This window comes from Rhodococcus sp. BP-241, from assembly GCF_019836145.1.
GTDB lineage: Bacteria > Actinomycetota > Actinomycetes > Mycobacteriales > Mycobacteriaceae > Rhodococcoides.
In genome coordinates this window covers 40310-63639 of sequence record NZ_JABUEI010000010.1, presented here as the reverse complement: position 1 = coordinate 63639, position 23330 = coordinate 40310, and the positions used below count along the sequence as shown (strand labels likewise).

General features: G+C 66.5%; 23 protein-coding genes. 11 read left to right on the top strand and 12 right to left on the bottom strand.

The window, feature by feature from the left end:
• Positions 1 to 12 precede the first annotated feature (12 nt).
• Positions 13 to 684: a DUF6745 domain-containing protein gene (locus HQ308_RS18250; protein WP_308115817.1), complete on the bottom strand. Its 672-nt coding sequence runs from the start codon at positions 682 to 684 to the stop codon at positions 13 to 15.
• 769 nt (positions 685 to 1453) lie between these two features.
• On the opposite strand from HQ308_RS18250, the gene HQ308_RS18245 reads away from it, so the two are divergent.
• Entirely contained in the window at positions 1454 to 1630 is a 177-nt protein-coding gene (locus HQ308_RS18245; protein ID WP_156380573.1) for a hypothetical protein, read from the top strand.
• Between the two features lie 61 nt (positions 1631 to 1691).
• Positions 1692 to 2123 (top strand): hypothetical protein, encoded by a 432-nt coding sequence (locus HQ308_RS18240; RefSeq protein ID WP_027505539.1) that lies wholly within the window; start codon positions 1692 to 1694, stop codon positions 2121 to 2123.
• A gap of 122 nt (positions 2124 to 2245) precedes the next feature.
• On the opposite strand, the gene HQ308_RS18235 is transcribed toward HQ308_RS18240, so the two are convergent.
• Positions 2246 to 2653 carry a hypothetical protein gene (locus tag HQ308_RS18235; RefSeq protein ID WP_156380572.1) on the bottom strand — a complete coding sequence of 136 codons (408 nt, stop codon included), beginning with the start codon at positions 2651 to 2653 and terminating at the stop codon, positions 2246 to 2248.
• Between the two features lie 247 nt (positions 2654 to 2900).
• Between HQ308_RS18235 and HQ308_RS18230 the strand changes: the two genes are divergently transcribed.
• Positions 2901 to 3596, top strand: a complete 696-nt coding sequence (locus HQ308_RS18230) for a hypothetical protein (protein WP_222647432.1) — start codon at positions 2901 to 2903, stop codon at positions 3594 to 3596.
• Positions 3597 to 3675: 79 nt separating this feature from the next.
• On the opposite strand, the gene HQ308_RS18225 is transcribed toward HQ308_RS18230, so the two are convergent.
• Positions 3676 to 5082: a cytochrome P450 gene (locus tag HQ308_RS18225; protein ID WP_222647431.1), complete on the bottom strand. Its 1407-nt coding sequence runs from the start codon at positions 5080 to 5082 to the stop codon at positions 3676 to 3678.
• Between the two features lie 235 nt (positions 5083 to 5317).
• Here HQ308_RS18225 and HQ308_RS18220 point away from each other — a divergent pair, with 235 nt between their 5' ends.
• The 3 genes from HQ308_RS18220 to HQ308_RS18210 are packed head-to-tail and all read left to right on the top strand — an operon-like array spanning position 5318 to position 8594.
• A complete protein-coding gene (locus tag HQ308_RS18220; RefSeq protein ID WP_056448759.1) occupies positions 5318 to 6016 on the top strand; it encodes a TetR/AcrR family transcriptional regulator in 699 nt (232 codons plus the stop codon).
• A complete protein-coding gene (locus HQ308_RS18215) occupies positions 6010 to 6939 on the top strand; it encodes an ATP-binding cassette domain-containing protein (RefSeq protein ID WP_374198545.1) in 930 nt (309 codons plus the stop codon). The genes HQ308_RS18220 and HQ308_RS18215 overlap by 7 nt, the downstream gene beginning before the upstream one ends.
• The gene (locus HQ308_RS18210) at positions 6936 to 8594 is read left to right on the top strand and encodes a hypothetical protein (RefSeq protein WP_222647429.1); all 1659 of its coding nucleotides are present in this window, start codon (positions 6936 to 6938) and stop codon (positions 8592 to 8594) included. The genes HQ308_RS18215 and HQ308_RS18210 overlap by 4 nt, the downstream gene beginning before the upstream one ends.
• Positions 8595 to 8648: 54 nt before the next feature.
• Here the strand turns inward: HQ308_RS18210 and HQ308_RS18205 are convergent, their stop codons facing one another.
• The 5 genes from HQ308_RS18205 to HQ308_RS18185 all read right to left on the bottom strand — a co-directional run bounded on the left by HQ308_RS18205 (position 8649) and on the right by HQ308_RS18185 (position 13730).
• A complete protein-coding gene (locus HQ308_RS18205; protein ID WP_222647428.1) occupies positions 8649 to 10076 on the bottom strand; it encodes a serine hydrolase in 1428 nt (475 codons plus the stop codon).
• Positions 10073 to 10561 carry a DUF3995 domain-containing protein gene (locus HQ308_RS18200; RefSeq protein WP_222647427.1) on the bottom strand — a complete coding sequence of 163 codons (489 nt, stop codon included), beginning with the start codon at positions 10559 to 10561 and terminating at the stop codon, positions 10073 to 10075. Before HQ308_RS18200 ends, HQ308_RS18205 begins: the two co-directional genes overlap by 4 nt.
• Before the next feature lie 162 nt (positions 10562 to 10723).
• Positions 10724 to 12835 carry an RNA polymerase recycling motor ATPase HelR gene (gene helR / locus HQ308_RS18195; protein ID WP_222647426.1) on the bottom strand — a complete coding sequence of 704 codons (2112 nt, stop codon included), beginning with the start codon at positions 12833 to 12835 and terminating at the stop codon, positions 10724 to 10726.
• 125 nt (positions 12836 to 12960) lie between these two features.
• Entirely contained in the window at positions 12961 to 13161 is a 201-nt protein-coding gene (locus tag HQ308_RS18190) for a helix-hairpin-helix domain-containing protein (protein ID WP_222647489.1), read from the bottom strand.
• 5 nt (positions 13162 to 13166) lie between these two features.
• Entirely contained in the window at positions 13167 to 13730 is a 564-nt protein-coding gene (locus HQ308_RS18185; RefSeq protein WP_222647425.1) for a GNAT family N-acetyltransferase, read from the bottom strand.
• 189 nt (positions 13731 to 13919) lie between these two features.
• On the opposite strand from HQ308_RS18185, the gene poxB reads away from it, so the two are divergent.
• Positions 13920 to 15653 (top strand): ubiquinone-dependent pyruvate dehydrogenase, encoded by a 1734-nt coding sequence (poxB, locus tag HQ308_RS18180; RefSeq protein ID WP_222647424.1) that lies wholly within the window; start codon positions 13920 to 13922, stop codon positions 15651 to 15653.
• A gap of 172 nt (positions 15654 to 15825) precedes the next feature.
• Here the strand turns inward: poxB and HQ308_RS18175 are convergent, their stop codons facing one another.
• From HQ308_RS18175 to HQ308_RS18160, 4 genes are all read right to left on the bottom strand, one after another.
• Positions 15826 to 16782, bottom strand: coding sequence for a hypothetical protein (locus HQ308_RS18175; RefSeq protein WP_222647423.1), 957 nt, complete (start codon positions 16780 to 16782; stop codon positions 15826 to 15828).
• Between the two features lie 90 nt (positions 16783 to 16872).
• Positions 16873 to 17133, bottom strand: a complete 261-nt coding sequence (locus HQ308_RS18170; protein ID WP_155957006.1) for a hypothetical protein — start codon at positions 17131 to 17133, stop codon at positions 16873 to 16875.
• A gap of 581 nt (positions 17134 to 17714) precedes the next feature.
• Complete coding sequence (locus tag HQ308_RS18165; RefSeq protein ID WP_027505531.1) at positions 17715 to 17918, bottom strand: three-helix bundle dimerization domain-containing protein; 204 nt, start codon at positions 17916 to 17918, stop codon at positions 17715 to 17717.
• 197 nt (positions 17919 to 18115) lie between these two features.
• Positions 18116 to 18988 carry an alpha/beta fold hydrolase gene (locus HQ308_RS18160; RefSeq protein ID WP_222638536.1) on the bottom strand — a complete coding sequence of 291 codons (873 nt, stop codon included), beginning with the start codon at positions 18986 to 18988 and terminating at the stop codon, positions 18116 to 18118.
• A 549-nt stretch (positions 18989 to 19537) separates the two neighbouring features.
• Between HQ308_RS18160 and HQ308_RS18155 the strand changes: the two genes are divergently transcribed.
• From HQ308_RS18155 to HQ308_RS18140, 4 genes are all read left to right on the top strand, one after another.
• Positions 19538 to 20839 (top strand): alpha-hydroxy-acid oxidizing protein, encoded by a 1302-nt coding sequence (locus tag HQ308_RS18155; protein ID WP_222647488.1) that lies wholly within the window; start codon positions 19538 to 19540, stop codon positions 20837 to 20839.
• Between the two features lie 396 nt (positions 20840 to 21235).
• The gene (locus HQ308_RS18150) at positions 21236 to 21451 is read left to right on the top strand and encodes a hypothetical protein (RefSeq protein ID WP_261776291.1); all 216 of its coding nucleotides are present in this window, start codon (positions 21236 to 21238) and stop codon (positions 21449 to 21451) included.
• Complete coding sequence (locus HQ308_RS18145; RefSeq protein WP_155957004.1) at positions 21448 to 21618, top strand: hypothetical protein; 171 nt, start codon at positions 21448 to 21450, stop codon at positions 21616 to 21618. The genes HQ308_RS18150 and HQ308_RS18145 overlap by 4 nt, the downstream gene beginning before the upstream one ends.
• A 521-nt stretch (positions 21619 to 22139) precedes the next feature.
• Entirely contained in the window at positions 22140 to 23168 is a 1029-nt protein-coding gene (locus HQ308_RS18140; protein ID WP_027505529.1) for an LLM class flavin-dependent oxidoreductase, read from the top strand.
• Positions 23169 to 23330: the final 162 nt, after the last annotated feature.

The following is a 23330-nucleotide window of genomic DNA, read 5'->3' as shown; positions in this document are numbered from 1 at the left end:
GGCGGGATGTGGTCACGTGCGGCGCACGAGACGGGAGTAGTCGTCGCCGGTGATGCCGTAGGTCCATCCGGCGGCGTCGAGTGCGGACGTCATACCGTTCGGAACCGGCAACCCGTAGCGTCGCCGCCGACCGTCCCGCTCGACAGAACCGTTGACCACGAGCAGAATTCGGCCGTCGTCCACCCAGCTGGTCGGCGTGGCGTAGAGCGACAGCTGGGCGCCGGCATTTCCCGGATCGTCCGTCCGGTCGACGAGTTCGAGTCCGGCCTCGTCGATGTAGACGTCCCACCCGATGCGCTCGATGGCGCACCGTCGTACCTCGATGTTCCGTTCGCGTGCGATGCGCTCGACGGTGGGTTCGGTGATCACCCACTCGGGAACGATGGTCCCGTGATCGACATGAACGGATCGTCCGTCGGCGAACTGGACTGCGGGCTCGTTCTGTCCGTGCAGTCGCCGTTCGTTGTGCACCGCTCCCGGAAGAGGTTCGGTCTGAAGAATTCCAGGTCGCTCGGACATGACGCAGACACTGTCGAATGCCCACCACCAGCCGGTCGCCCCCGCGAGGGCTGTCTGAGTATCGAGGATGGCGTGATCCGTACCGCGGAAGGCAGAGATGCCCAGTGTGCGATGGATGTCGTAGTACGCGAGCCGGTGCGCTTCCTGCTGCCCGTACCACGCCACGCTTCCCGTCGGTCGCTGAACGAGTGACCGCACAGCGGCCGCCACTCCATCGAACAGGCTCGTGCGCAACGAATCCCACACCGCGATTCGCAGCAACTCGTCGGGCGCGATCCCCTGCCGCGCGGACTCCGCCAGTGGCTGCGTGCGTGCAGCCCAGAGGGAGCGACTGTCGGAAGGCCATCGTCGCGACACCCCGCCCGTGCGGTTGTCCATACGTTCGCGTGACCGTGAGACGGTCGACGCGATTCGAGCGGCAGCACCGGACGTCAGAGAGTTCGTACCCGACAACTGTTCGGAGACAATCAGTTCGGCGCCAGCCGGTGGGGACGGTACCCACACGAACTCGGGACAACGGAACCCTGCATGCCTGTACAGATCCGCTACGGCGGCCTCGGCGGTCGGCCTGTCGGACGGCAGAGTGGACAGACCCAGCGCGAGCCACGTGTCCCGCAACGTGGGTACGGATGCCATCTGATGAATCGAAGACGATGCGGTTCTTGCCCTGACCGCGAAGGGTGTTGCTGCGGCGCTCACGCGAGGGTGGCGGTGTCCGCCTTTCCGGTTGTCATGTGTCCGAGAATGACACGTCCCGCGACGCAGCGCAAGAGTCGGTGCCGATACCCGTAGCAGGATCGGCACATTCGGCCGAAAGTTCTCCCAGGGGGGCAGCGCACCGGATCTGACACCGTCGAGCGATAGACCATTCGTACGCTGCCACTCATTCGCCTTCGGCGTTGATGCGGCGTCGATACAGGCATACGGTGCCGTCATGGGAAATCCACGCACCGCCGCGATCGGCCTCTACCTACTTGCGGTGATCGTGCGCGTGGCGACCTGGGGAGGCACGTCGGCGGCCGATCGCAGCGACGACGTGGTCCTCCTCCTGCTGGTCGGAGCAGTGGTCGCGGCGATTCTCTCGGTCAGGTCTCGCACGGACACGCCGTGACCCGCCCATGCGCGGCAGCGGCGAGCACGATCTAGACCGATCAGTTGGTTACAGTGGTGCGATGTCGTGGACGTCGTCGCCCAAGGATTCGGTGCTGGGCCTCGCCGTCCTCCTGTACATCGGAACGGCATTGGTGGTGCCCATCTCGGTCGCCGCAATGTCCGCCCTCGGCGACGCTCCCTACGACGTTGTCCCCGGGTGGTTCGCGATGGGTGTGTTCGCGTTCTGCATCGGTGCGTACACCACGGTCTATGCCGCCTACGGGTTGTACCTGAAGGCGGTGTCGGCGCACAGACGGAGAACAGGGCCAGTCCTGGCGGCGCGCCTGGAGACCGGCGCAGTGGTCCTCGCATGGGTGTCACTCGTTGCGGGATTGACCTCCCTCGCACCGGGCGTCGCCGTCGCGAGCGGCCTTGTCTGCGCTGCGGTGTGTAGTGTCGCCGGCGCCGTCGTTCGTCGACGTGTGTTCGGACAGAGCGAACGCCGTACGTGACGCATCGGTGCGTCCGGGCAGTCCGGCTCTACTGTCCTTCCGACACGGTGGAATTGTCCAGGGCCGCGGCGAAAGCGTTGATCGCTCTCGTGTAGCGCTGAAAGCTCCTGTTGGTGCCGTAGTCAGTAAGAAAACGATCCGGCGAGCATTCGCCGCCGATACGGGACTGACCTACGGATGCTGGCGGACACGCGCTCGAATGATCGCTGCGGCCTACCTTCTCCACCGGGGTACAGAAGCATTGCGGGCGAGAAGATCTCGGTCGAGGAAGCGTGCGTGATCATCCACACGGCGCCGAACGCAGTCACTGCGAGCCCGATGACGGTCGCGGCTATCTTCGTCCCCAAGCTCTGCTGGGCCAACCTGCTGGAGAACAACGCAGCCAGTCCAGCGAAGGCGCACAGGAAGATCGACCCGATGAACAGGCCGTCCAGATCGAGCACGCGGGCCACCGCGAACAGCGCCGCACCGATCGCGAGTAAGACCAGTTCCGCAACCGGGTCGCGGCGGGTACGCAGCGCGCCCATCACCGGCGGTCTCGTCGCGGCAAGACAGCTGGATGCACTGATGCGGTACGCCTGCCATGGGCCGGGCTGCGGTGCGTGATGGTCTGCATCTGTTCCACGCTTGCACGGACTCACCGCGAGCGACAGCGTACAAACCCCTACAGATCCAGGCACTCGACACGTGCGACAAGCGCCGACCGACACTGTGCGCCAACCAGCGGCCTTCGCCACGATCCGGCGATGAAGAGTCAGGTCGTGGGAGACTTGGGCGATGGCCCACGATGACCTCGACGCCGCAGAGATTGCCACCATTCTGACCTCTGCCGATGCCAACGATGTCGCCAGATTGCTGAGAACGCCCGCTCCGAGCTCAGTCGACATTCAGTGGGCCCGGGTGTCGGCCATTCTCGAAGCGAATATCGGCGTCAGTTTTCGCGGTGCGACAGACGCGGATATCGCGGCGGCAGAGAAGGCGACGCGCCCGTGGACCGACGAGGTGCGGGATCTCTACCACCGCGCCGAGCTGACTCCAGAGCAACGCGGTATCGCTTTGATACCACCCGGCTTCGAGCTCCTGAGCCTGGACAGGTTACTGAGCGATCATCGACTGTGGATCGACTTCAACGCGAACCCGGCATTCGGGGAGCCCATCGACATGGACGAAGAGATGGCAAAGCCGGCGGGATCTCCAGCGCCGATGATGCTGCCCGGGTTCGTGGCTTTCGCCAAGTCGAACGCCGACACGCTGTTCGTCGACACTCGGACAGGCCCCCTGCACGGGTGCGTCAACATCCACCCCGACGCGGACGCACCCTGGAAGCCTCCGCTGTGGAGATCACTCAGCGCCATGCTCGAGCAACTGGCGTTCTCCCTCGAACGCAACACCACCTTCGACATGCGCGTCACACTGTGGTCGAAATACCAACCCTTCATCGAGGGCACTCGCCTGGTTTGGGAATACCGTTGACGGTTGGCTCCCCGCGCGGTGCACGACGCCAACCCGTCAGCTGCCCTACGCAGCGTCCTCCTCAATCCAGCAGAGATCGTCAGAATGGTGCGTGACGGCCGACCTGCAGGCGTAAGTCCCGCGGTTTCAGCGTGATGGTCTCCTCCACCCGCAGAACGTAGCCGGGCTCAGGAACCAGGGTCCGCTGCTGAACGATCATCGCCAGTGCGACCACTATTTCGTGATAAGCGAACTGACGACCGATGCACGCCCGCATTTCGGTGCCGAACGGCTTGTACAGGTCGGTGAGATTCGCCGGTACCCGCGACCGTTCGAACCGGTCGGGGTCGAACGCCTCGGGATCGTTGCCCCACCCGGCGTCACGATGAAGTTGCAGCAGGACGACGAAGACCCACTCCCCCTTCTCGAATGGATGCTGTCCCACCCGCGTGTCCTGCCGCGCCTTGCGGAAGTAGCCGGGCGCCACAGGCCACAACCGCAGAGTCTCGTCGACGACGCGGCGCAGATACCGCAGCTTGCCCACATCCTCGAAACGAAGCTCGCCCTCGGGTCGAATCAGCTCCACCTCCGCCCGCACTCGTTCCGCGACCTGAGGATGCAACGACAGGAAGTGGAGCGCGAAGGCCAACACACCGGCCGACGTCTCCTGCCCCGCCACGAGGAACGTCAGGATCTGGTTTCGAATGTTCTCGTCCGAGAGTCTCTGTCCTGTAACAGGATCGACCGTGTCGAGCATGAGACCGAGCAGGTCGCTCCCACCGTCTCGACTGCCGCGCCGTGCTGCGACGATGTCGTCGACGATCCGGCGAACAGCCACCACGTCGGCCTTGTGCTGGTCTCGCTGACGGCGGAACACGGTGGCCTCCACCAACGGATGTGAGTAGGCCGCGCGGTTGATGTAACGCAGGGCGCGCGAGATGCGCGCAATCAGCTCGTGGGGCTCGGAGGTGTCGAACGACGCGAAGTCGTACCCGAAGGCGACGTCACCGATGATCTCGAGAACGAGTTTGTTGGTGTCCGCAGGAACATCGACCCAGGCGTCTGCACCGAGTCCGTCCCAATACGCCAGTAGCCGAGTGGTCTTCGCGACCATCGCGTCGTGGTAGCCGCGCATCGACGACTGCGTGAACGCCGGCGCCAGGATGGCGTGCGCCGCAGCCCACGACGGCTCCGAGTTGTGGGCGGTGAACAGACCGTCCCCCGCGACGGAACGCAGGTTCCGCAGCGGCACACCGAGGAACTTGGCCCACGTCTTCTCGTCGTTGACCGCAGCCACCTCCACGGGCCCGGACACGTAGGTGACCCGAGTGCCGACGACGTTGCGTTCGAAGATCGAGCCGTATTTCTGCGCGTCGCGCATTCCCCACTGGCTGGACTCCGTCACGTGAAGATCGAGTACGTCTCCCAGCACAGGCAGGCGCCTCCGCGGATGCGGCAACTTTCGGTCGCTCGCTCGTATCGCACGCGTCGTCTCGAACGTGGTCATGCAGGCCCCCCAGCCGTGGATGAATCGACGAGTCCGGCAGCCGGCCCTCATCGGACGAATGGGGCCGCCGTGCTCGAGTGCTCTGCAGAAGGCTACGTCGATCGTCGCGCGGGAAACATCGGCGGACCGAATGCCGTTGGCTCCGAATCGAGACGACTGCGGGCGCGGTGGCGTGGGCGGGATCGGGCGGAACAGACCCTTGCCGCGGCCTGAATAGACGTTTAGCATATTGAACATGCGTTCAACCGCCGCCGATCGCGACCTCACAGCACGAGCACGTATCCGCGACGCCGCGATCGACGTGTTCGTGAGCGACGGCTTCGGTGCACCCATTCGAACGATTGCCGTCCGAGCGGGAGTGAGTCCGGGTCTGGTCATCCACCACTTCACGAACAAGGCGGGATTGCGTGCCGAATGCGACGCGCACGTGCTCGACTCGACCCGGAATCGCACCGGCCGAATCCTGGGAGCCGATGGGAGCGACTCGTCCGGTGGCGCAGTGGGTGATGCGGTGAACGAGACGCTGCAGTCCATGGCCGAACACGGCCCGCTACTGGTGTACGTCACTCGTCTGATGGCCGAAGGTGGGGATTCTGCCCGGACGTTCGTCGATCGACTGGTGGATGACGTGGAGAGTTCGATGCGGGCTGCGGTGGCGGCCGGAACCGTCCGCGCCTCTGTCGACGAGGCAGCGCGCGCCCGCTATCTCGTCACGATGGCGCTGGGGACGCTGACGATCGACATGGCGATGAATCCTCCACCAGACCCGAGCGACGGTGCCGCCATCCTCCGCGCCTACAGCGACCGCACGATGGTGCCCGCCGCCGAGTACGCCACCCACGGACTACTCACCGACAATTCGGCCCTCGACGCCGTCCTCGCTGCCCGCGCTGCGGGTTCTCCGCTCGACGGAACAGGAGACAGCCGATCATGAACGATGCCGGCAATGCGATCGAGATAGCCGGACTGGTCAAACGATTCGGCCGACACCGGGCGCTCGACGGGCTGGACTTGACGGTGTCCGAAGGTGCGATCGCGGGGTTCCTCGGCCCGAACGGCGCGGGCAAGTCCACGACGATCCGGATTCTTCTCGGACTGGTGCACCGCGACGCCGGCACGGTACGACTACTCGGCGCAGACCCGGTGCGTGATGCCGTGAGTGTCCATCGGCGTCTTGCCTACGTGCCCGGCGACGTCGCGTTGTGGCCACGACTGACCGGAGGAGAGACGATCGACCTGCTGCTCGGAATGCGCGGCGCTCGCGTGGACGCCCACGCACGCGAGTCCCTGATCGAGCGCTTCGACCTCGACCCCACCAGACGTGTCTCGACCTACTCGAAGGGGAACCGTCAGAAAGTCGTGTTGATCGCTGCGTTCGCGGGGCGCGCCGACCTGGTCGTCCTCGACGAACCCACGTCCGGCCTGGATCCCGTCATGGAGAACGTGTTCGCCGAGTGCGTTCGGGAGATCGCCGACCAGGGAACATCGGTGCTGTTGTCCAGCCACATCCTGTCCGAAGTCGAGAAACTCTGCGACACAGTCACGATCATCCGCGCCGGGCGGACGGTAGAGAGCGGCACGCTGGCCGACCTCCGCCATGTCACCACCGTGCACGTGACAGCGGAGGTGACGGGAGACCCGGGGTCGTTGGCGAGAACCCCCGGCGTGAGCGACCTCGACGTCGTCGGGTCCGCCGAGACCGGTCGATGGCGCGTCACCTTCTCCGTGACCCGTGCGGACATGCCCATTGCGGTCGCCGCACTCGGCGCTCTCGGCGTCGTGGATCTGACGGTGGCGCCACCGTCTCTGGAGGAGTTGTTCCTGCGGTACTACGACTCCGACGGTGATCGTTCATGACCACGCTCTCCGACCGGCGTGACACTGCTGATCGCCCCGGCGACCGCCCACCGGGCCGGCTCGCCGGAACCACGTACCTGCTTCGTCTCGCCCTGCGCACCGAACGATTCACGACCCCGGTCGGCGTCCTGGTGGTGCCGGTCCTGTACCTGCTGACCGCGGCGTCGCTCGCGCCTCTGTACCCGGATGCGACATCGCGCGCCGCACTGGCCGACGGCTCGGCAGCGAACGCGGTCTTCCGGATCCTTCTCGGCCCGCTTCGCGACACATCGGGCATCGCCCAGATCGCCGTCTGGCGGGTGGGCGCCTTCGCGCTTCTCGTCGTCGCGATCATCGTCGCCGCGACGGTGACGCGACACCTTCGCGGCCCGGAAGCCACGGGGCGGATGGAGCTCGTGCGGGCGGGCGCCATCGGCGCAGCGGCACCTCTGGCGGCTGCGGCGATCACCGCCATGGGGGCTGCGGTCGCGACCGGCGTGTCGACCGGTGCGGCGGCCGCCCTGGCCGGAGTGCCCGCGCCGGCCGCGACTTTCCTCGCTCTCCAGTTCGTCGGCGCCGGACTCGCCGCGACAGGTGTCGCCGCGGTCGTCGACCAGGTCGTGACGACGTCGCGAACGGCCATCGCCACGTCGGCGGTCGTACTGCTCACCGCGTACCTCGTCCGAGGGATCGGTGACGCCGTGGGCGGACTCGCCTGGATGACGTGGCTGTCACCACTGGGGTGGGCCGAACGCGTGGACCCACTCGGCGACCGCGCCGTATCGCCGTTCCTCGCGTGCGTGGCCCTGTGTGCGGTCGGCCTCGGAGTTGCGGCAGCGGTCGTGCGGAGGCGTGATCTGGGTGCAGGCCTGGTGCAGCCGCGACCGGGCCCGCCGGTCGCACGATGGCCGATCTCGACTCTCGGAGTCACCGTCCGGACCATGGGAGCCTCGCTGGTGCCGTGGATGTCCGGTGCCTTCGCCTACTGTCTCCTCGTCGGGCTGCTCACCGACTCCATCGACGATCTCGTGGGTGCGTCCGGGGCGACAGGTGACGTACTCCGAGACATCGGGGGCGGTTCGGGGGCGGCGTCATCGGGCCTCGTCGGCGCCTTGATCGACACCGTCCTCGGCATCGTGGCGATCGCCGCGTCGGCTGCCGCGGTGTCCGTGGTCGGGCACCTGCGCGAGGACGACCGGACGGGTCGCGCGGAAATACTCCTCGCTACCGCCGTCTCCCCTGTGTCCCGTCTGCTCGCCGCTGCCGCCACGGCGACAGTCACGGCAACCCTCGTGTTGCTTCTGGCAGGTGTCGGGCTCGTCACCGGGGCTGCTGCCGTCGGCGGAGACGGCCCCGGTGTCGTCGACGTGCTCGTCGGAGCGGTGTCGCAGCTGCCGGCAACCCTTGCTGTCGCCGCGATCGCCTGGGCCGCATACGGATTCGGAAGCCGGTGGATCGCAGTCGGGTGGGCCGCAGTCGTCCTCGACCTGCTGCTGGGGCCGCTCGGTACCCTCATCGGCGCTCCCCAGTGGTTGCGCGACACAGCACCGCACACGCATCTTCCCGCCGACGTCGGCGCGCCGGTTCCACTCACCGCCGCGTTCATCCTCATCGTCGTGGCCACAGCACTTCTGACCACCGGATCGTGGGCTCTGCGCCGCCGCGACCTCGTGTGAACGCCGGACAGAGCGTCGGCGAGTGCACACCAGCAACACTCCCGATGCCTGACCTCACTGCGCCCCACGGACACGTCGGCACGCCACGACCTGCCCGAGCACGTCGACCACGGCGGCCGCAGCGATCGCCACGAGCAATACCCACACCAACAGAGCCACGTCCGGCGCCCACCTGCCTGCCACCGACAACCCCGCGCCGGTCGAAGAAGACAGTCCGAACAGGACGGCGACAGCGGCCGCTGTCCCTACCCCGACCGCAACGACCCCGCGCACGACGGCGACTCCTCTGGTCCGCTGGGGCGTCCTGCCCGAGACGATGCGGACCGCGTGAACGCCGATGCCGACCACCAGCGTCGCGATGATCGCAGCGAGCGCTCCGAGCACGGTGGACGCCGAGGACTCGGGTAGCTCGCTCGTCCGTCCACCCGTCACCGACGTCGTCAGGTTCCGGCCGACGGCCGCGAGTCGATCGGCCTCGATCTCACCGTATCGGTTCGCCGCCAACACGATTGCTGTGTCCAGCGACGGAATCACAGAGACGTAAGTGTAGTAGCCGGGCACCGCACCCGCATGCCACCAGACATCGTGGCCATCGATCCTCTCGTGGAACAGGCCGTCACCGTAGGTCGAACCCTGAGCTGTCGGCACCTCGCGATACCGGGCTTCGTCGTCGCGACGTTCCCGCAGTCGCCACGACGCATAGCGTCCCAGGTCGTCGATGGAGCCGGCGAGGTAGCCGTATCCCAACCCCGCCGAATCGACGCCGACGTCGACCGGGCGGGAGAAACCGAAGAACGGAACGTGTCCCCGCGGAACACTGTCGACGAACAGCTGCGGGTCGGTGATGGCGTCACTACCGGCGGGATCGAGTACGACGCGGCGCACGGCGTCCGCGTAGGAGGACCCTCCCGCCTGCTCGATCACAGCCTGCAGGAGCAGGTAGTTCAGACTCGAGTACCGGAACTCACCACGAGGTCCAGCCCCCTTCGGCGCGTCGAGGGCGGTGACGGCGTCTGTCGCGGAACCCCTTCGGGTCCACTCGTCCGTCACGGTGATGTCGTGCGGCAGCCCGCTGGCGTGATGAACGAGGTCGTCGACGGTCACTGCGGGGTCGGAGAGCACTCGGCGAGCCTGCGGGACCACCTCGACGACAGGGCTTGTGGCGTCGAGAACGCCCTCGCGCTCGAGGCCCCTCGCTGTCGCTGCCGCGAACTGCTTCGACACCGACCCCCAGACGAACGGGGTCGACCCGTCGATGTCGTGTCCGTCCCCGTCGACTCCCACGAATGCCGCAGACCGTGCACCGTCGCTGTCGACGATCCGTGCGGCCATTCCTGGTGCACCGATCTCCGAGGCCCACCGGGTGACGAGGCCCTGCAACGACTCCTCGTCGTGCCCTAGACCGGCCGCTGGGCAGATCGACGGTGCGAGCAGTGTCAGGGCGCCCAGAAACACGGCGACGAGTCGTCGCGCTCCGGTCATCGTCGAGTTTGCGTCAGCGCTGTGGCCCGGTGCGTGGTGGACCACAACCCGGTCAGCAGCGCTGCGCCCCAGACCGTGAACAGCGGATCCCAGACCACGGCATGCCCGATCATCGCGGTCCGGTCGTACCCGCCGTCGGGCACGATGACGCCGGCGAGCACCGCCGCCGCGGACACTGTCGACACTGCGCCCCACACGAACAGCACACCGCCCGCGCACCACCCGCACATGCGGACCTGCCGATGACCGTGGCCTCGGACCCGCTCGTTCACCCACGGAAGGACAGCAGCGCCGGCCTTCACGACAGCGACGACACCGAGCGCGAGACCGCTCGCCACCGGTCGGTCGTCGGCCAGGGTCACCGCCCAGTCCCCCACCGAGGCGAGCTGCCATCGACCACCCACCGCCCAGTACGCGCTCGCGGCCGCATGCAGCAGCCCGGCTGCCGCAGCGAGGAGAAAGGCCACCGCCGCAGGCATTCTCATGCGTGTCGTTCCCGAGGGTGTCTGCACACGATCGACACTAGGAACGTTCCGCTCGCCCGAACATCCGGGAACACCCCGACCCCACCCTGAGACAGACGAGGTCTCGACCGACGAGGGACACCAGGAATGCCGTCTCGGAACCATCCCACCCGCACCAGTCGATCAGCTCAGCACCACGAGTTGCCGGGTCGCCCGCGTCATCGCCACGTAGCGGTCGACGGCGCTGTCCAGACCCGGCCCCTCGACGAGGACGACGAGATCGAACTCGAGCCCCTTGACCGACCGTGCGCTCAGAGAACGGATCCGCTCGGTGTCCGGCCGAGCCGGCATACCGATGACGCATGCCACGCCCTCACCGGCCGCGGCCCACTCGTCGAGAATCGCGTCCAGGTCGTCCACTCCGGCCTGGCGAACGCCCACCCCGGTGCTGCGGACCGAACGGGGCACGTTCGCGTCGGGGAGGACCGCTCTGATGACCGGTTCGGCCGCGGCCATGATCTCGGCCGGTGTGCGGTAGTTGACGTCGAGCGTGGACACCGCCACGTCGGTGAATCCGACACGCGCCAGCCGCGCCTCCCAGGATTCCGGGAAACCGCTGTGGGCCTGCGCGCGGTCACCCACCACCGTGAGACTGCCCGACGGACAGCGGGCACGGACCATCTGCCACTGCGCATCCGTCAGTTCCTGGGCCTCGTCGACGACGACGTGGGAGAACGGACCAGCAAGCCGATCCGGTTCGCCCGTCGGAAACTCGTTCTCGTCCAGCACATTCTGCAGGTCGTCGCCGCGGAGCATCGACATGACACGAAGCTCCGAATCGTCGGACTCGACGAGATCGTCGACCACCGCGCGTCGGCGCGCACGCTCGGAGGCGATCGTCCGGGCACGGCGCACGCGCATCGTCGTCGCCCGTGGGTCTCCGAGGCGGCGACGAGCGACGTCGAGAAGAGGGAGATCCGCAGTCGTCCAGGGAGCACCGAGGTCTCTGCGGACCGCGGCCCTGTCGTCCTCGTCCAACCAGGGCGCGCACTGGCGTAGGTATGCCGGCACGGCCCAGAGGTCGGCGACGAGATCGGGAGCATCGATCACCGTCCACGACGACTCGACGCTGTCGCGAAGCTCGTCGATCTCCCGCAGCGACGACGTCAGCTCGGCGGCCGACACGTCGCCGGCGAGGCGGTCGACGACGATGTCGCCCAGCGCCGCCCAGATCTCCTCTCTCGCATCGTTGTGCGGAGTCTCCGCGTCGGGTGCCGCGAAGGCTTCCGCCCAGTCGGTTGCCCGGAGCAGCACTGCACCCCACTCGGTCTCGACGACCATGTCGTTCGCGGGCGGTGTCTGGTAGAAGCGGATCGCGCGATCGATCATCTCCGTCATCGACGCGGAGCCTTTCACCGCGGCGGCGCGTGGCGAGCTCTCCGCGACTGCATTCCGGCCCTCGGGAACCATCTCGTCGAGCAGGCACACCCGGACGCCGTCCTCTCCGAGATCAGGAAGCACGTCGGCGACGTACGACAGGTAGGGCTCGTGCGGTCCGATCACCAGGACCCCGCCGCGGTGGTGTTCGACCTGCGGATCCGCGTACAGAAGGTAGGCCGCACGGTGCAGTGCGACCACGCTCTTTCCCGTTCCGGGGCCGCCGTCCACCACACGCACTCCTCGGGACGGAGCGCGGACGATGGCATCCTGGTCCGCTGCGATGGTGCCCAGCACGTCGCGCATGCGGGACGACCGCGCCGCCCCGAGATCGGCGACGAAGGCCGACCGATCGTCCAATGCCACGGCGCCGTGCGGGATCTCGGCGGTGAACACCTCGTCCCAGTAATCGCTCACTCGTCCTCCGGTCCACCGGTAGCGACGACGCCAGGCAACACCCATCGGACGTGCCGGGGTCGCGGCGAAGAACGGTGCTGCTGCTGGTGAGCGCCAGTCGACGAGCAGAGGATGACCGGTCTCGTCGAGAAGTCCGCGCCGCCCGACGTACACCGGGGCCGTTCCGTCCGCCGGCACGAGTCGTCCCAGACACATGTCCCGCCCGACACGTCGCACTGCGCAAATCTCGGCGGTGAGCCGATGTGTCTCCAGGTCGCGTTCCATCGCGTCCTGGCCGGATCGGCCAGGGGCGGCGCGAGTCCGGGCGAGGCGTCGTTCGAGATGGGCGAGGGACCGACGCAGGGCCGCGTCGATTCTGGCGAGATGTCGATCATCCGCCGCGATCGAGGCGGGGTCGGCCTTGGCTCGGCGGTGCGGGGGCAGGGCGAACACGGTGTCCACAGGTCGGCTCCGATCGGTGAAACGTGCAGGTCATGGCATCGAGCGAGCCATACTGCGCCGACCGCGGGGGCTTGCCGCAAGCCCCACCGTGCGCTATATCTTGGAGGTGGAAGGGATCGTTCCCGTCAACGCCGATCGTCGCGCGCCTCGGCCAACCGCCTGATCGCCGACGGCCCCACTCCGTGCAGCGCGGACAACACCGCGAGGTCCGCCGGAAGGTCGAGCACCGTGCGATACCCGGCGTCGATCAACGCGCCCGTCGCAGGCCTACCGATGCGGACACCGTCGAACACGGGCCCACGATCGGTCGGCGCGTCGTTGGTCATGCTGCTCACCGCCTTCCGCTCGTCGTCTTTCTCTGCAGCCAGATGGTGCACATTCCCGTCTCCGATGCGGCCGTCGCGACACGCGACTCTGATCTGTCGAGTTCGAAACCGAGTCGGCGTGGGATGGCTCGGCTCCTCACGTTGGCCGCGTCGCAGTGGATTTCGACCCGGTCCACCCAGTCGAGACCGAGGGCTTCGTCCCGGATCATGGCGACTGCTTCGGTCATCACGCCTCGCCCTTCGGCCGCGCCATCGAGCCAGTACCCCAGCTCGACACCGCGAGGTCCGATTCGGCGGTGCATCGAGATCTTGCCCCAGAATGTCCCCGTCGCTCGATCGACGATCGCGTAGTCGAACATCTCCCCGGCGTCCCACTGCTCACCGCTCCGGGTGATCCGAACAGTCTGCGCCTCGACGGAGGCAGCCTCCTCGGTCGCCCATCCGAGCCACGGCAGCAGTCGGTCGCGATTGCGGCCGATGGACGCGGCCACAGCGGCAGCGTCATCGGCCGTCTCCCGACGAATTGTCAGACGTCTCGTCACGATGTGGTCCGACGGCACGGTCAGCATGGACCCATTCTGACGCTCCCCGGGACGACATAGGCCCGGCTGTCCCCAGAGCTCGCCCGGGCACCTGCTGCAGTATTCGCCCACAGCGCTTTCGCCGGTCCTCACCGATCTCCACGAGTGTCCGAGCCAGGACGATCGGTCACTCGTTCCACGACGCTTCCGGTGCGGATCCGGCGCATACTGTTCGCCATGGCGACCGTGGCAGACCATTTCGTGCAGACCCTGACCGAGAGCGGCGTGACCCACGTCTACGGCCTTCCGGGCGATTCGTTGAACGGCTTCACCGACGCGATCCGCCGGAACGACGGCATGACGTGGCAGCACGTCCGCAACGAGGAGACTGCCGCCTTCGCCGCAGCCGGTGACGCGGCGATCACCGGCGAACTCGCGGTGTGCGCCGGCAGTTGTGGTCCCGGCAATCTCCACCTGATCAACGGGCTGTTCGACGCACATCGCAGCCGGGTTCCCGTGCTCGCGATCGCGGCGCACATCCCGTGCAGCGAGATCGGATCGCAGTACTTCCAGGAAACTCACCCGCAGAACCTCTTTCAGGAGTGCAGCGTCTTCTTCGAACTGGTCAGTGACCCGGAGATGGCGGAACACGTGTTCGCGATGGCGATGCGGGCGGCGATCGAGGAACGCGGTGTCGCAGTGGTCGTCGTCCCTGGCGAAGTGCTACTGGCGCATGCCGAACAGAGAAAGGCCACCCCGGCCATCCGCGCGACCACGTCCCACGTGCGACCCGACGATGCCTCGCTCGACGAGGCCGCGTCGATCCTGAACTCGTCCGACAACATCACCATTCTGGCCGGCGCCGGTGTGGCGGGTGCGCATCGACAACTGCTCGAGATCGCCGGCGCGCTGCAGGCTCCTGTCGTGCACGCACTGCGCGGCAAGGAGCACGTCGAGTACGACAATCCCTACGATGTGGGGATGACGGGGCTGCTCGGCTTCGCCTCGGGGTACCGCGCGATCTCGCATGCCGACGTTCTTCTCATGCTGGGCACCGACTTTCCGTACCGCAACTTCTATCCCGACGACGCGAAGATCATCCAGGTGGACATCCGTGGCCAGAACCTGGGCCGCAGAGCGACCCTGGACGTCGGCTTGGTGGGTACCGTCGCCGACACCGTGGACGCTCTGCTCCCCCGTGTCCACGCCAAGACGGACAGCAAGCATCTGGACACATCGGTCAAGCACTACCGCAAGACACGCAAGAATCTCGATTCGTTCGCCGTGGACGACCGGCACCGCACACCCATCCGGCCGGAGTACCTGGCACGCATGGCGAACGAGCTGGCCGACGATGACGCCGTCTTCACCGTCGACGTGGGATCGCCCGTCGTGTGGGCTGCCCGGTACCTGACGATGAACGGCAAGCGCCGATTGCTCGGGTCGTTCAATCACGGATCGATGGCCTGCGCTCTCCCGTTGGCGATCGGTGCGCAGACCGCTCAGCCCGGAAGGCAGGTGGTGGCCTTCGCCGGCGACGGCGGGTTGACGATGGGCTTCGGTGAGCTGATCACGTTGATGCAGAGCGGTCTGCCGGTCAAGGTCATCATCTTCGACAATTCGTCGTTGAACTTCGTCGAACTCGAGATGAAGGCTGCCGGCATCGTCAACTACGGCACCGATCTGAAGAACCCCGACTTCGCAGCTGTGGCACAGGCTCTGGGGATGTTCGGCCGACGAGTGGAGAAGCCGCAGGATCTGGAGGCGGCTCTGATCGACGCGTTCGCGTACGACGGTCCCGCCGTCATCGACGTCGTCACCGCGGCACAGGAGCTCTCCATTCCCCCCAAGATCACCCTCGAGCAGGCAAAGGGGTTCACGCTGTACGGCATTCGGACGATCCTGTCCGGCCGAGCCGACGAACTCGTGGACCTCGCGGACACCAATGTCCGTCGGCGGATCTTCGACTGAGAGCTTTGCTGGCCGGACTGGCGTGATCCGGTGCCACGGTCGTGGTCGACGCGCAACCATGCAGGCGTCGAGTGGTGAAACGTGCGCCCCAACCACGTTCTGCTCCGTGAACGGCGATCAACGGAAACCACGGCCGTCACGGCTCGACCCGACGTGGCCGACAGACGTCAGGTCATGACGCTGCGCTGACGATCGAGTCGACGACAGAGGCGGGCGCCGACAACGGAGTGAAGCCGTCGGCCAGGATGCGCCGGCACCCGTCGAGTTCGATGTGGACGTCGATCATGACCAACTCGTCCCCAACCGTGGACTGCGTCGAGGTGGTCGCCAGCGACGTCGCGCGTTCACCGCAGGGACCGGCGGGCTCGACGTCGATGAGGGCGGCGTTCCAGTCGAGGTACGGCTCGGATTCGTACCGATCCGCCCCGGTGAACATCAGATCGGGTCCGGCGGTGTCGAAGTGGCAGAACCCGGACGGTGTCAACGTCAGGTCGAGTAGCGACCGAGACCCCGGCACCGGCGTCGAGACGACCGGCGAGCACGAGTAGAAGTAGGCGATCCCGGCAGCATCGAGGCGGACGCGGTGTTCGGTGGCCTCTACCTCCGGGAACTCGAGAATCTCGGCGAGCCCCAGGGTGTCGTCCAGGCCGCAGTCACCACGCGGGTACGACGGTTGTACGGCGCGTCCGTCCACGTCGACGAGCCACATGTCGACCGGCGCCGCAGCGAGCACGGACGCAAGACATTCGGCGTCGAAGATCGAGCGACGGGTGGGCGGCCCGTTCAGCTCCCGCACAGCGCTGCCGAAGTCCCCGGCGTAGCGGCGTTCGACGTAGGTCACGGTCCCGTCGGCCTCGACGTGGTCTCCGATACCGATGTCGCACACCACGGCTGCCACCGGCTCGAACCCCTCGGGCACCGTGCCCCGCGCCGGACGGGGAGCGACGCTCTGCTGCGGCGGCGGGGCCGCGAGATAGCCGCCGACGTCCTGTGGCAACGCGCAGACGAAGCGATCGGCCGAACCGATCTCGGCGACCGACCTCGGCTCAGGAGTGGTCAGCACGCCGTAGGACGCGAGAGCAACCGTCACCACCAGAAACAACGCGAGTCCCACGTGTCGACCAGTCATGGCCGGAAGCATCCCACCTCGCGCAGTCGCGGTGAGTGTCGTCGAAGACCAGTCAGTGGCAGCTGACGAGGCGTCTCGAGGACCAGTGGATCACTGCCAGGCGGGGACGTTGTGGCGATGCAGCGAGCGGGTACGGCACTGCAGGCGCAGCGCCGCGATCTCGGGCGCCGACAACGCCTGCGCCACCGTCGGGTCTCCGCTGTCGAGGACACGAGCGAGCCGCTCGTGGAACTGATACCCGGGGACACCGAACGTCACGAGGATCTCCTCGTCAGGACCGCCGCCGTAGGGCAACCACCGACGCGCGAACTCGATCATCCCGCGAAGGCCCTCGGCCTGACTCGTGCTCATCGCACCATCATCGCGGCCGACGAGCCGTCCCACCCGGCGGTGAGCCGAGTCGACACCCGCTGTTCACCGCACCGCCACTCCGACCACCTGCGGACCGGGCATCCCTCACTTGGCGCAGCCCCACCACGGCCCGACCCGAGGAGCCCCCCGATGTCCTACATCCTCTTCGACACCCTGCTCCCCTACCTCGGTGAGCACACCGCCGCGTACTGGGCTCAGCTGCTGGTGATCACCCCGGTCTGATCGGAACCGTTCACGGCGGCAACCCATTGAGACAACCGATGATCCACCGTTCGTTCACCAGTGCTCGGTACCAATGAACAGGCATTCCTGCCACCACCACTCGACCACGGGAGCTCCCATGATCACCGACCTCGCAAGCTTCGTCGACTTCCTTGGCGCCCTGTCCGACATCTTCGGCGGCAGCGGCGACTTCCTCGACGGACTCAGCTTCTTCAGCTGACACACCCCGGGCCGATCTGATCCGCGCTGCAGCAAGCGCGATGCGATCGGTGAATGTCCGCACCGTGCACGGTCGCCCACGTTCTGGGCTGCCGTGTACTGCTGTGCGACAGGTGGTGTCAGTGCGGTGCGACGGAGCGCAGTGCCTCTCGTGCGTTGCGCTCGACGAACAGCGGCACGAAGTCGCGCACCGAGCGTCCCTCGAAGCGGGCATACTCGGCCGCCACGGTCTGTTCGATGTCGTGTCGGCTCACCCCGGGCAGGGCGGCGGTGAGCCGGTCCTGCACCGCCGCGAGATGCTCCGATTCGTTGGTGGTTGTCATCTACTCAGAATCGACCTCGTATCGGGACCGAGTCAACGTTTCGACGATATTGTTCGCAGCAGTAACGATCACTCGGCAATGAGCGCGAACCTCGTGCGCAGGTTCTCCGACTGCCGGGTCACTTCGCGTGCTTTTCGCTCCGAGAATCCGACTGTGCTGCAGTTGCCGTTGCTGCCGCACCCAGACTCGGGCACGCCTCATCCAGCACAGTCCAACCACGTCCGGAGCGCTGCGGCAAACTCGATGGGCCGGCCCGTCTGACCGTACTCACCACCGAGAAACCCCTGGTGTCCGCCGGGGAAGACGACAGCGTCCTGGCCCAACAGACGGGCCACCGCATACGCTGCACGACCGGCCATCTCGCCGTCCTCAGGCCCACCGGACTCTTCGCCTACCGCGATGACGATGCGAGTCGACGCTGCCGTCAGACGCTCCACGTCGGGCACGTAATCGACGCCCAGTCCACGCATGTTCGACATCAGCGGATCGGTACGAGAACCGTCGTCCTCGGTCGGGAGTCCGAACTGCGCCGGGTCCGGCGCCGGCCCTGCGAGGTACGCGTCGTCGACAGGACCGCGGTGCATCACCAGGCGGATGAACTCGGCCATCGCCGGCCCCGTCCCCGCCGCGTCGTAGGACTCCACCATGTGCGTGCAGGCAGCCGAGATGTGGTTGTGGTCAGCGAGTGCACCACCGGCGGGTGGCTCGTGGGCGACGAGAGTTCGGATCGCGCCCGGCCGGCGTTCGACGCAGACGAGGGCGTTGACCGCGCCGCCGCTCGACGCGAACACGTCGACAGGTCCGGACCCCAGCGCTGTGATCAACGCATCCAGATCGTCGGCGTGCTGCCACGGCGTGACCGCAGCCGTGGGTTCGCCACAGACGCTGCGGCCGGTGTTGCGTGGGTCGTAGGTCACGACCGGTCGATCGATGAAATGCGTACGGAGCGTGGTGAACCCACTCGCATCCATCGGTGAACCGATGAGCAACAGGGGTGTATCCGAGGTCAGTGGACCATGGACGTCGTAGGTGATGGTGGCGCCGGAAACGGCGAGCGTGTGTGTAGTCATGCCGTGTCGACTCGGGTGCGCTGCCGAACTCATCACCGGACAGGCACGCCGTGTCGACGTCACATCGGTACCTCGCCGTCATACCTGTGGTCCACGGTCTCGAAAAAAGTAGTGAGTAGCATCTGAACCAGAAGGGACTCGAACCCCGGACCCAGTGACTGTCCCCGGCCGAACTCGGAAATCCAGTGGGACCATGAATCCCACCTCAGTAGCGTGGATCAAGAGTCACATGACCATGTGGGACCATCACGGTTCCGATGAGACCGCAATAGAAGTCGGGAATCATTGCTGTCAGGTACCCCGGTCGCACGGGCAACGGCTTTCATGACGAGACGGCGCACAACCTTGTAGGTGAACGACGAGGCGGACGAGGACGCAAGGGCAACCGCGCACACGGGCACCTCACCGAATTTGTGCCGCTGCACACCCTTGAGCTGCGCATTCATCGCTAATCCGAGCTCGTGTACCGTCCCCGCCATGCCGACGCACCATCGATCGGTCGACGGCAATGCCGACCAAGTGGGCCACGACTCGGGAACGGATCCGCACATGCCACTCTCCACCGGACGCGAACGCCAGAACCACATCTACACAGCGGGGGTGGCCGGACGAACACCGACTGTTCCCACGGATTTCCCTGGATTGGAACGGCGTGCACTCACGAAGATGTCCGACCGAGCGCGTGCCTACATTGCGGGTGGGGCCGGCTCCGGCACCACGATGGACAACAACCGCCGCGCTCTCGACCGATGGAACATCGTGCCTCGGGTCCTTCGGGACGTGTCTGCGAGAACCACCGAAAGCGAACTCCTCGGCCTCACGCTTCCGGCACCCGTGTTGTTCGCTCCGGTCGGAGCCGGGGGCGCAGTGCATCGACAGGCAGATCTGTTGATCGGCCAAGCCGCCGCCACACTGGGACTTCCCTACATCTTCTCCAACCAGGGGTCCGTCGCGATGGAGGAGGTCGCTGCCGGCATGGACCGGATCGCGCCCGGGTCCCCGAGGTGGTTCCAACTCTACTGGTCGACCGACGACGACCTGGTCGATTCCCTGCTCACGCGGGCCGAGCGCTCCGGTGCCAGCGCGATCACGGTGACCCTCGACACGACACTGCTGGGATGGCGACCACAGGACCTCAACCTTGGATCGCTACCGTTCTCACGTGGTATCGGCATCAGCCAGTACACCTCGGATGCTCGGTTCCGTTCGATCGTCGCGGAGCGCCTGGCGGCCGGCGCCGAAAAGCCGAAGCTCCCCATCACGGGCCCGTCGAGTGCACTGTCCGCGCTGTCCACCCTGTTCTCGATCGCACGGAACGCACCGGGCAGCACCGTGGCCAATCTCCTGTCGCCCGAGCCGCGCACCGCGGTGACGACGTTCACCGACATCTACTCGCGAGAAAGCTTGAACTGGAACGACATCGCCGGACTGCAGGACCGCACGTCCCTGCCGATCGTCTTGAAAGGCGTTCTGCATCCGGACGACGCCCGACGCGCCGTCGATCTCGGCGTCGCCGCAATCGTGGTGTCCAACCACGGGGGACGACAGATCGACGGAGCGATCGGAGCCGCTGACGCTTTGCCGGGGGTCGTCGACGCAGTCGACGGACGCGTGAGGGTGTTGTTCGACTCCGGAATCCGATCAGGGTCGGATGTGTTCAAGGCACTCGCCCTGGGCGCCGACGCCGTGTGCATCGGCAGACCGCACATGTACGGACTCGCTCTGGCCGGTGCCGCCGGTGCCGCCGACGTCGTCGCCAATATCGTTGCCGAATTCGACCTCGTCATGGCACTCGCCGGCCACTGCTCACCCGACAGCATCGATCGAGACTCCCTGTGGCGAGCACCATGACACGATCGAGTGCAGCGCAGTGAGCCACGACGGAGCCGCGGCGCGAACCCTACTTTCCTCGCGAATACAACAGACCCTGGACGGCGAACCGCCGTCCGGCATCCCGGTGTGCCGATCACTCGCAGCTCAGCTCCGATCATCAAGGCGATCGCCCACAGACGGAACAGCAAGACCACCCAAACGCACTGCGAGCAAAGTCGTTCGGGCCGCGGCCGAGTGAATACAGGACGCCACCATGACCACGCCGACACCCTCGGGTACGACCGGACCCCAGCGACGTGCATGGAGACGACGTACCACATCTCGTCTATTGGTCCTCGCCGTCGTCGGCGTTCCTCTCACCGTCCGACAACGCACTGTCGCAGACAAGCGCGCCCAGGCCTGGCAACGCATCACATGGTGCCTCGAACGCACACCAGTGACAACGGCAACGAGGCCGAACTCGGCCGGGACATCTACGCCACGGTCACCGACTCGGCGCTGACCACCAGGACCGAGGAAGACGTTCTGGTCGCTGTCACCGACCGTGCAGCGGCACGGCGGGCGCTGGTGCCGCCGACCGAAACCGAGGACACTGACAGCCAGAGCGAGCAGCAGGAGGACCCCCGATGACCGCCACCGAGGAACGCAGTGACCGACCGGCCGAGCGGCCCAGGGTGGCTGCTGCCGCTGCCCGCGCCTCCATCGCCATCCGCGAGCGAAGCGGACGAGAGGTACCGCAGTGGCTTCGCGACACTGCTGCCGGCCGTCCCACCACGCCACCGCCTGATTTGACCTGACCTTCCAGCGGTGCAGCGGCTGCTTGGAAGGTGAACACCAACTGGCGCAGCGGGCGTAGAACACTTGTCTTTCGCTGTGGCGTTGCTCGGGGAACCGACCGATCAGTGCGCTCAGCCCGAGAAGGGCTGTACACGGTCCATCCGTCGCTGCGGCGTATCGCCGCCGTCTCGATACCACGACCTCGAAGCTGAGAGGCTCGGTCATGGAGTGTTTCTCCCGGCTCGGTAGAGGTAGCTGTGTCTGGCTGTACTGCGCGAGGCGGTGCTCGTCGAGCTGGGTTGTGTTCTTGTCCCAGTTGCCGCCCCGGGTGCCAGGTTGCGGGGCGGCATAGCCGTCGAGTGTCAGTAAAGGTCCGGGGTGCGGGTCCCTGTGGGCGCACCACAAAGGGCCCCTGATCAGCAGCCGTGCCGATCAGGGGCGCGGAGAGGTGGGTAGCCCTGGGAACAGTTTCTCGGTCGAGATGGTTGACTTGTAAACTAAACCAGGGTCGACGTCGTGGCCCCGACCGAGAGGTTCAGCAATGCATGTAGGTGTGGACAGCTTCGTGTCCTCCGTGACCGACCCGACCGACGGCCGCGTGATCGGCGCTGCCGAGCGAATGGAGCACCTGCTCGAGGAGATCACCCTCGCCGACCGGGTGGGTCTTTACTCGTTCGGGATCGGCGAGCACCACCGCAGCGAGTACTTCGATTCCGCTCCATCGATCATCCTCGCGGCCGCGGCAGCTCGCACGGAACGAATCCGGCTGGGCAGTGCGGTCAAGGTACTCAGCGCGGACGATCCGGTGCGAGTTTTCCAGGAATTCGCCACCCTGGATTTGATCTCGAAGGGGCGGACGGATCTGGTCGTGGGCCGCGGCTCGTTCACCGAGTCGTTCCCCCTGTTCGGTCTGGACCTGGCCGACTACGACTCGCTGTTCATCGAGAAGCTCGAGCTGCTGCTGCAGATCCGGGACAACGTCGAGGTGACGTGGTCGGGCAAGCACCGGCCGGCGCTGACGCGGCAGAGCATCTATCCGCGTCCGATGCAGGATCCTCTGCCGATCTGGGTGGGTGTCGGCGGCAGTCCCGAATCATTCGCTCGCGCAGGTCTGTTGGGGTTGCCGCTGATGATCGCGATCATCGGCGGTGAGCCGCGCCAGTTCGCGCCGCTCGTCGATCTGTACCGCCGCGCGGGTGCGCAGGCAGGTCATGCGCCGGAGAAATTGAAGGTGGGCCTGCACGTGTTCGGGTTCGTCGCGGAGAGCACGCAGGCGGCGGCGGACACCATCTACCCCGGGTGGAACGAGATGTTCACGAAGATCTCGCGGGAGCGAGGATTCGCGCGACCGACCCGAGCGCAGTTCGATGCCACGTCCGGACCTAACGGTGCCTTTTTCATGGGTGACCCGCAGACGGTGGCCGACAAGATCGCGCGAGTGGGCGAACAGCTCGGCGGTGTGGATCGGCTGTCCCTGCAGATGACCAATCCCCGCTTGGCTCACAGTGATCTGCTCCGCGGCATCGAGCTACTGGGAACGGAGGTCGCACCGCTGGTGGCCGATCTCTGACCGTGGGCTTGATCATGACGAGCTAGCGGACCTACGGCCGGTTCTGCGGAATTGCTCGGGCGCGTTCGATCTCGATTCCCAGCCCACGTAGATTCCGTGGATCTTCGCCCGCCGTCCAAGTTCGGACGGCGGGCTCTGACGCGAGATTGCATTATGCCCCGC

What these genes read in the sequence shown, in the direction of transcription:
- HQ308_RS18245 (WP_156380573.1), top strand. Translation starts at nt 1,454, where the DNA reads ATGGGAAATCCACGCACCGCCGCGATCGGCCTCTACCTACTTGCGGTG.
- HQ308_RS18240 (WP_027505539.1), top strand. Translation starts at nt 1,692, where the DNA reads ATGTCGTGGACGTCGTCGCCCAAGGATTCGGTGCTGGGCCTCGCCGTC.
- HQ308_RS18230 (WP_222647432.1), top strand. Translation starts at nt 2,901, where the DNA reads ATGGCCCACGATGACCTCGACGCCGCAGAGATTGCCACCATTCTGACC.
- HQ308_RS18225 (WP_222647431.1), bottom strand. Translation starts at nt 5,082, where the DNA reads ATGACCACGTTCGAGACGACGCGTGCGATACGAGCGAGCGACCGAAAG.
- HQ308_RS18220 (WP_056448759.1), top strand. Translation starts at nt 5,318, where the DNA reads ATGCGTTCAACCGCCGCCGATCGCGACCTCACAGCACGAGCACGTATC.
- HQ308_RS18210 (WP_222647429.1), top strand. Translation starts at nt 6,936, where the DNA reads ATGACCACGCTCTCCGACCGGCGTGACACTGCTGATCGCCCCGGCGAC.
- HQ308_RS18205 (WP_222647428.1), bottom strand. Translation starts at nt 10,076, where the DNA reads ATGACCGGAGCGCGACGACTCGTCGCCGTGTTTCTGGGCGCCCTGACA.
- HQ308_RS18200 (WP_222647427.1), bottom strand. Translation starts at nt 10,561, where the DNA reads ATGAGAATGCCTGCGGCGGTGGCCTTTCTCCTCGCTGCGGCAGCCGGG.
- HQ308_RS18190 (WP_222647489.1), bottom strand. Translation starts at nt 13,161, where the DNA reads ATGACCAACGACGCGCCGACCGATCGTGGGCCCGTGTTCGACGGTGTC.
- HQ308_RS18185 (WP_222647425.1), bottom strand. Translation starts at nt 13,730, where the DNA reads ATGCTGACCGTGCCGTCGGACCACATCGTGACGAGACGTCTGACAATT.
- poxB (WP_222647424.1), top strand. Translation starts at nt 13,920, where the DNA reads ATGGCGACCGTGGCAGACCATTTCGTGCAGACCCTGACCGAGAGCGGC.
- HQ308_RS18175 (WP_222647423.1), bottom strand. Translation starts at nt 16,782, where the DNA reads ATGACTGGTCGACACGTGGGACTCGCGTTGTTTCTGGTGGTGACGGTT.
- HQ308_RS18170 (WP_155957006.1), bottom strand. Translation starts at nt 17,133, where the DNA reads ATGAGCACGAGTCAGGCCGAGGGCCTTCGCGGGATGATCGAGTTCGCG.
- HQ308_RS18165 (WP_027505531.1), bottom strand. Translation starts at nt 17,918, where the DNA reads ATGACAACCACCAACGAATCGGAGCATCTCGCGGCGGTGCAGGACCGG.
- HQ308_RS18160 (WP_222638536.1), bottom strand. Translation starts at nt 18,988, where the DNA reads ATGACTACACACACGCTCGCCGTTTCCGGCGCCACCATCACCTACGAC.
- HQ308_RS18155 (WP_222647488.1), top strand. Translation starts at nt 19,538, where the DNA reads ATGCCACTCTCCACCGGACGCGAACGCCAGAACCACATCTACACAGCG.
- HQ308_RS18150 (WP_261776291.1), top strand. Translation starts at nt 21,236, where the DNA reads ATGGTGCCTCGAACGCACACCAGTGACAACGGCAACGAGGCCGAACTC.
- HQ308_RS18145 (WP_155957004.1), top strand. Translation starts at nt 21,448, where the DNA reads ATGACCGCCACCGAGGAACGCAGTGACCGACCGGCCGAGCGGCCCAGG.
- HQ308_RS18140 (WP_027505529.1), top strand. Translation starts at nt 22,140, where the DNA reads ATGCATGTAGGTGTGGACAGCTTCGTGTCCTCCGTGACCGACCCGACC.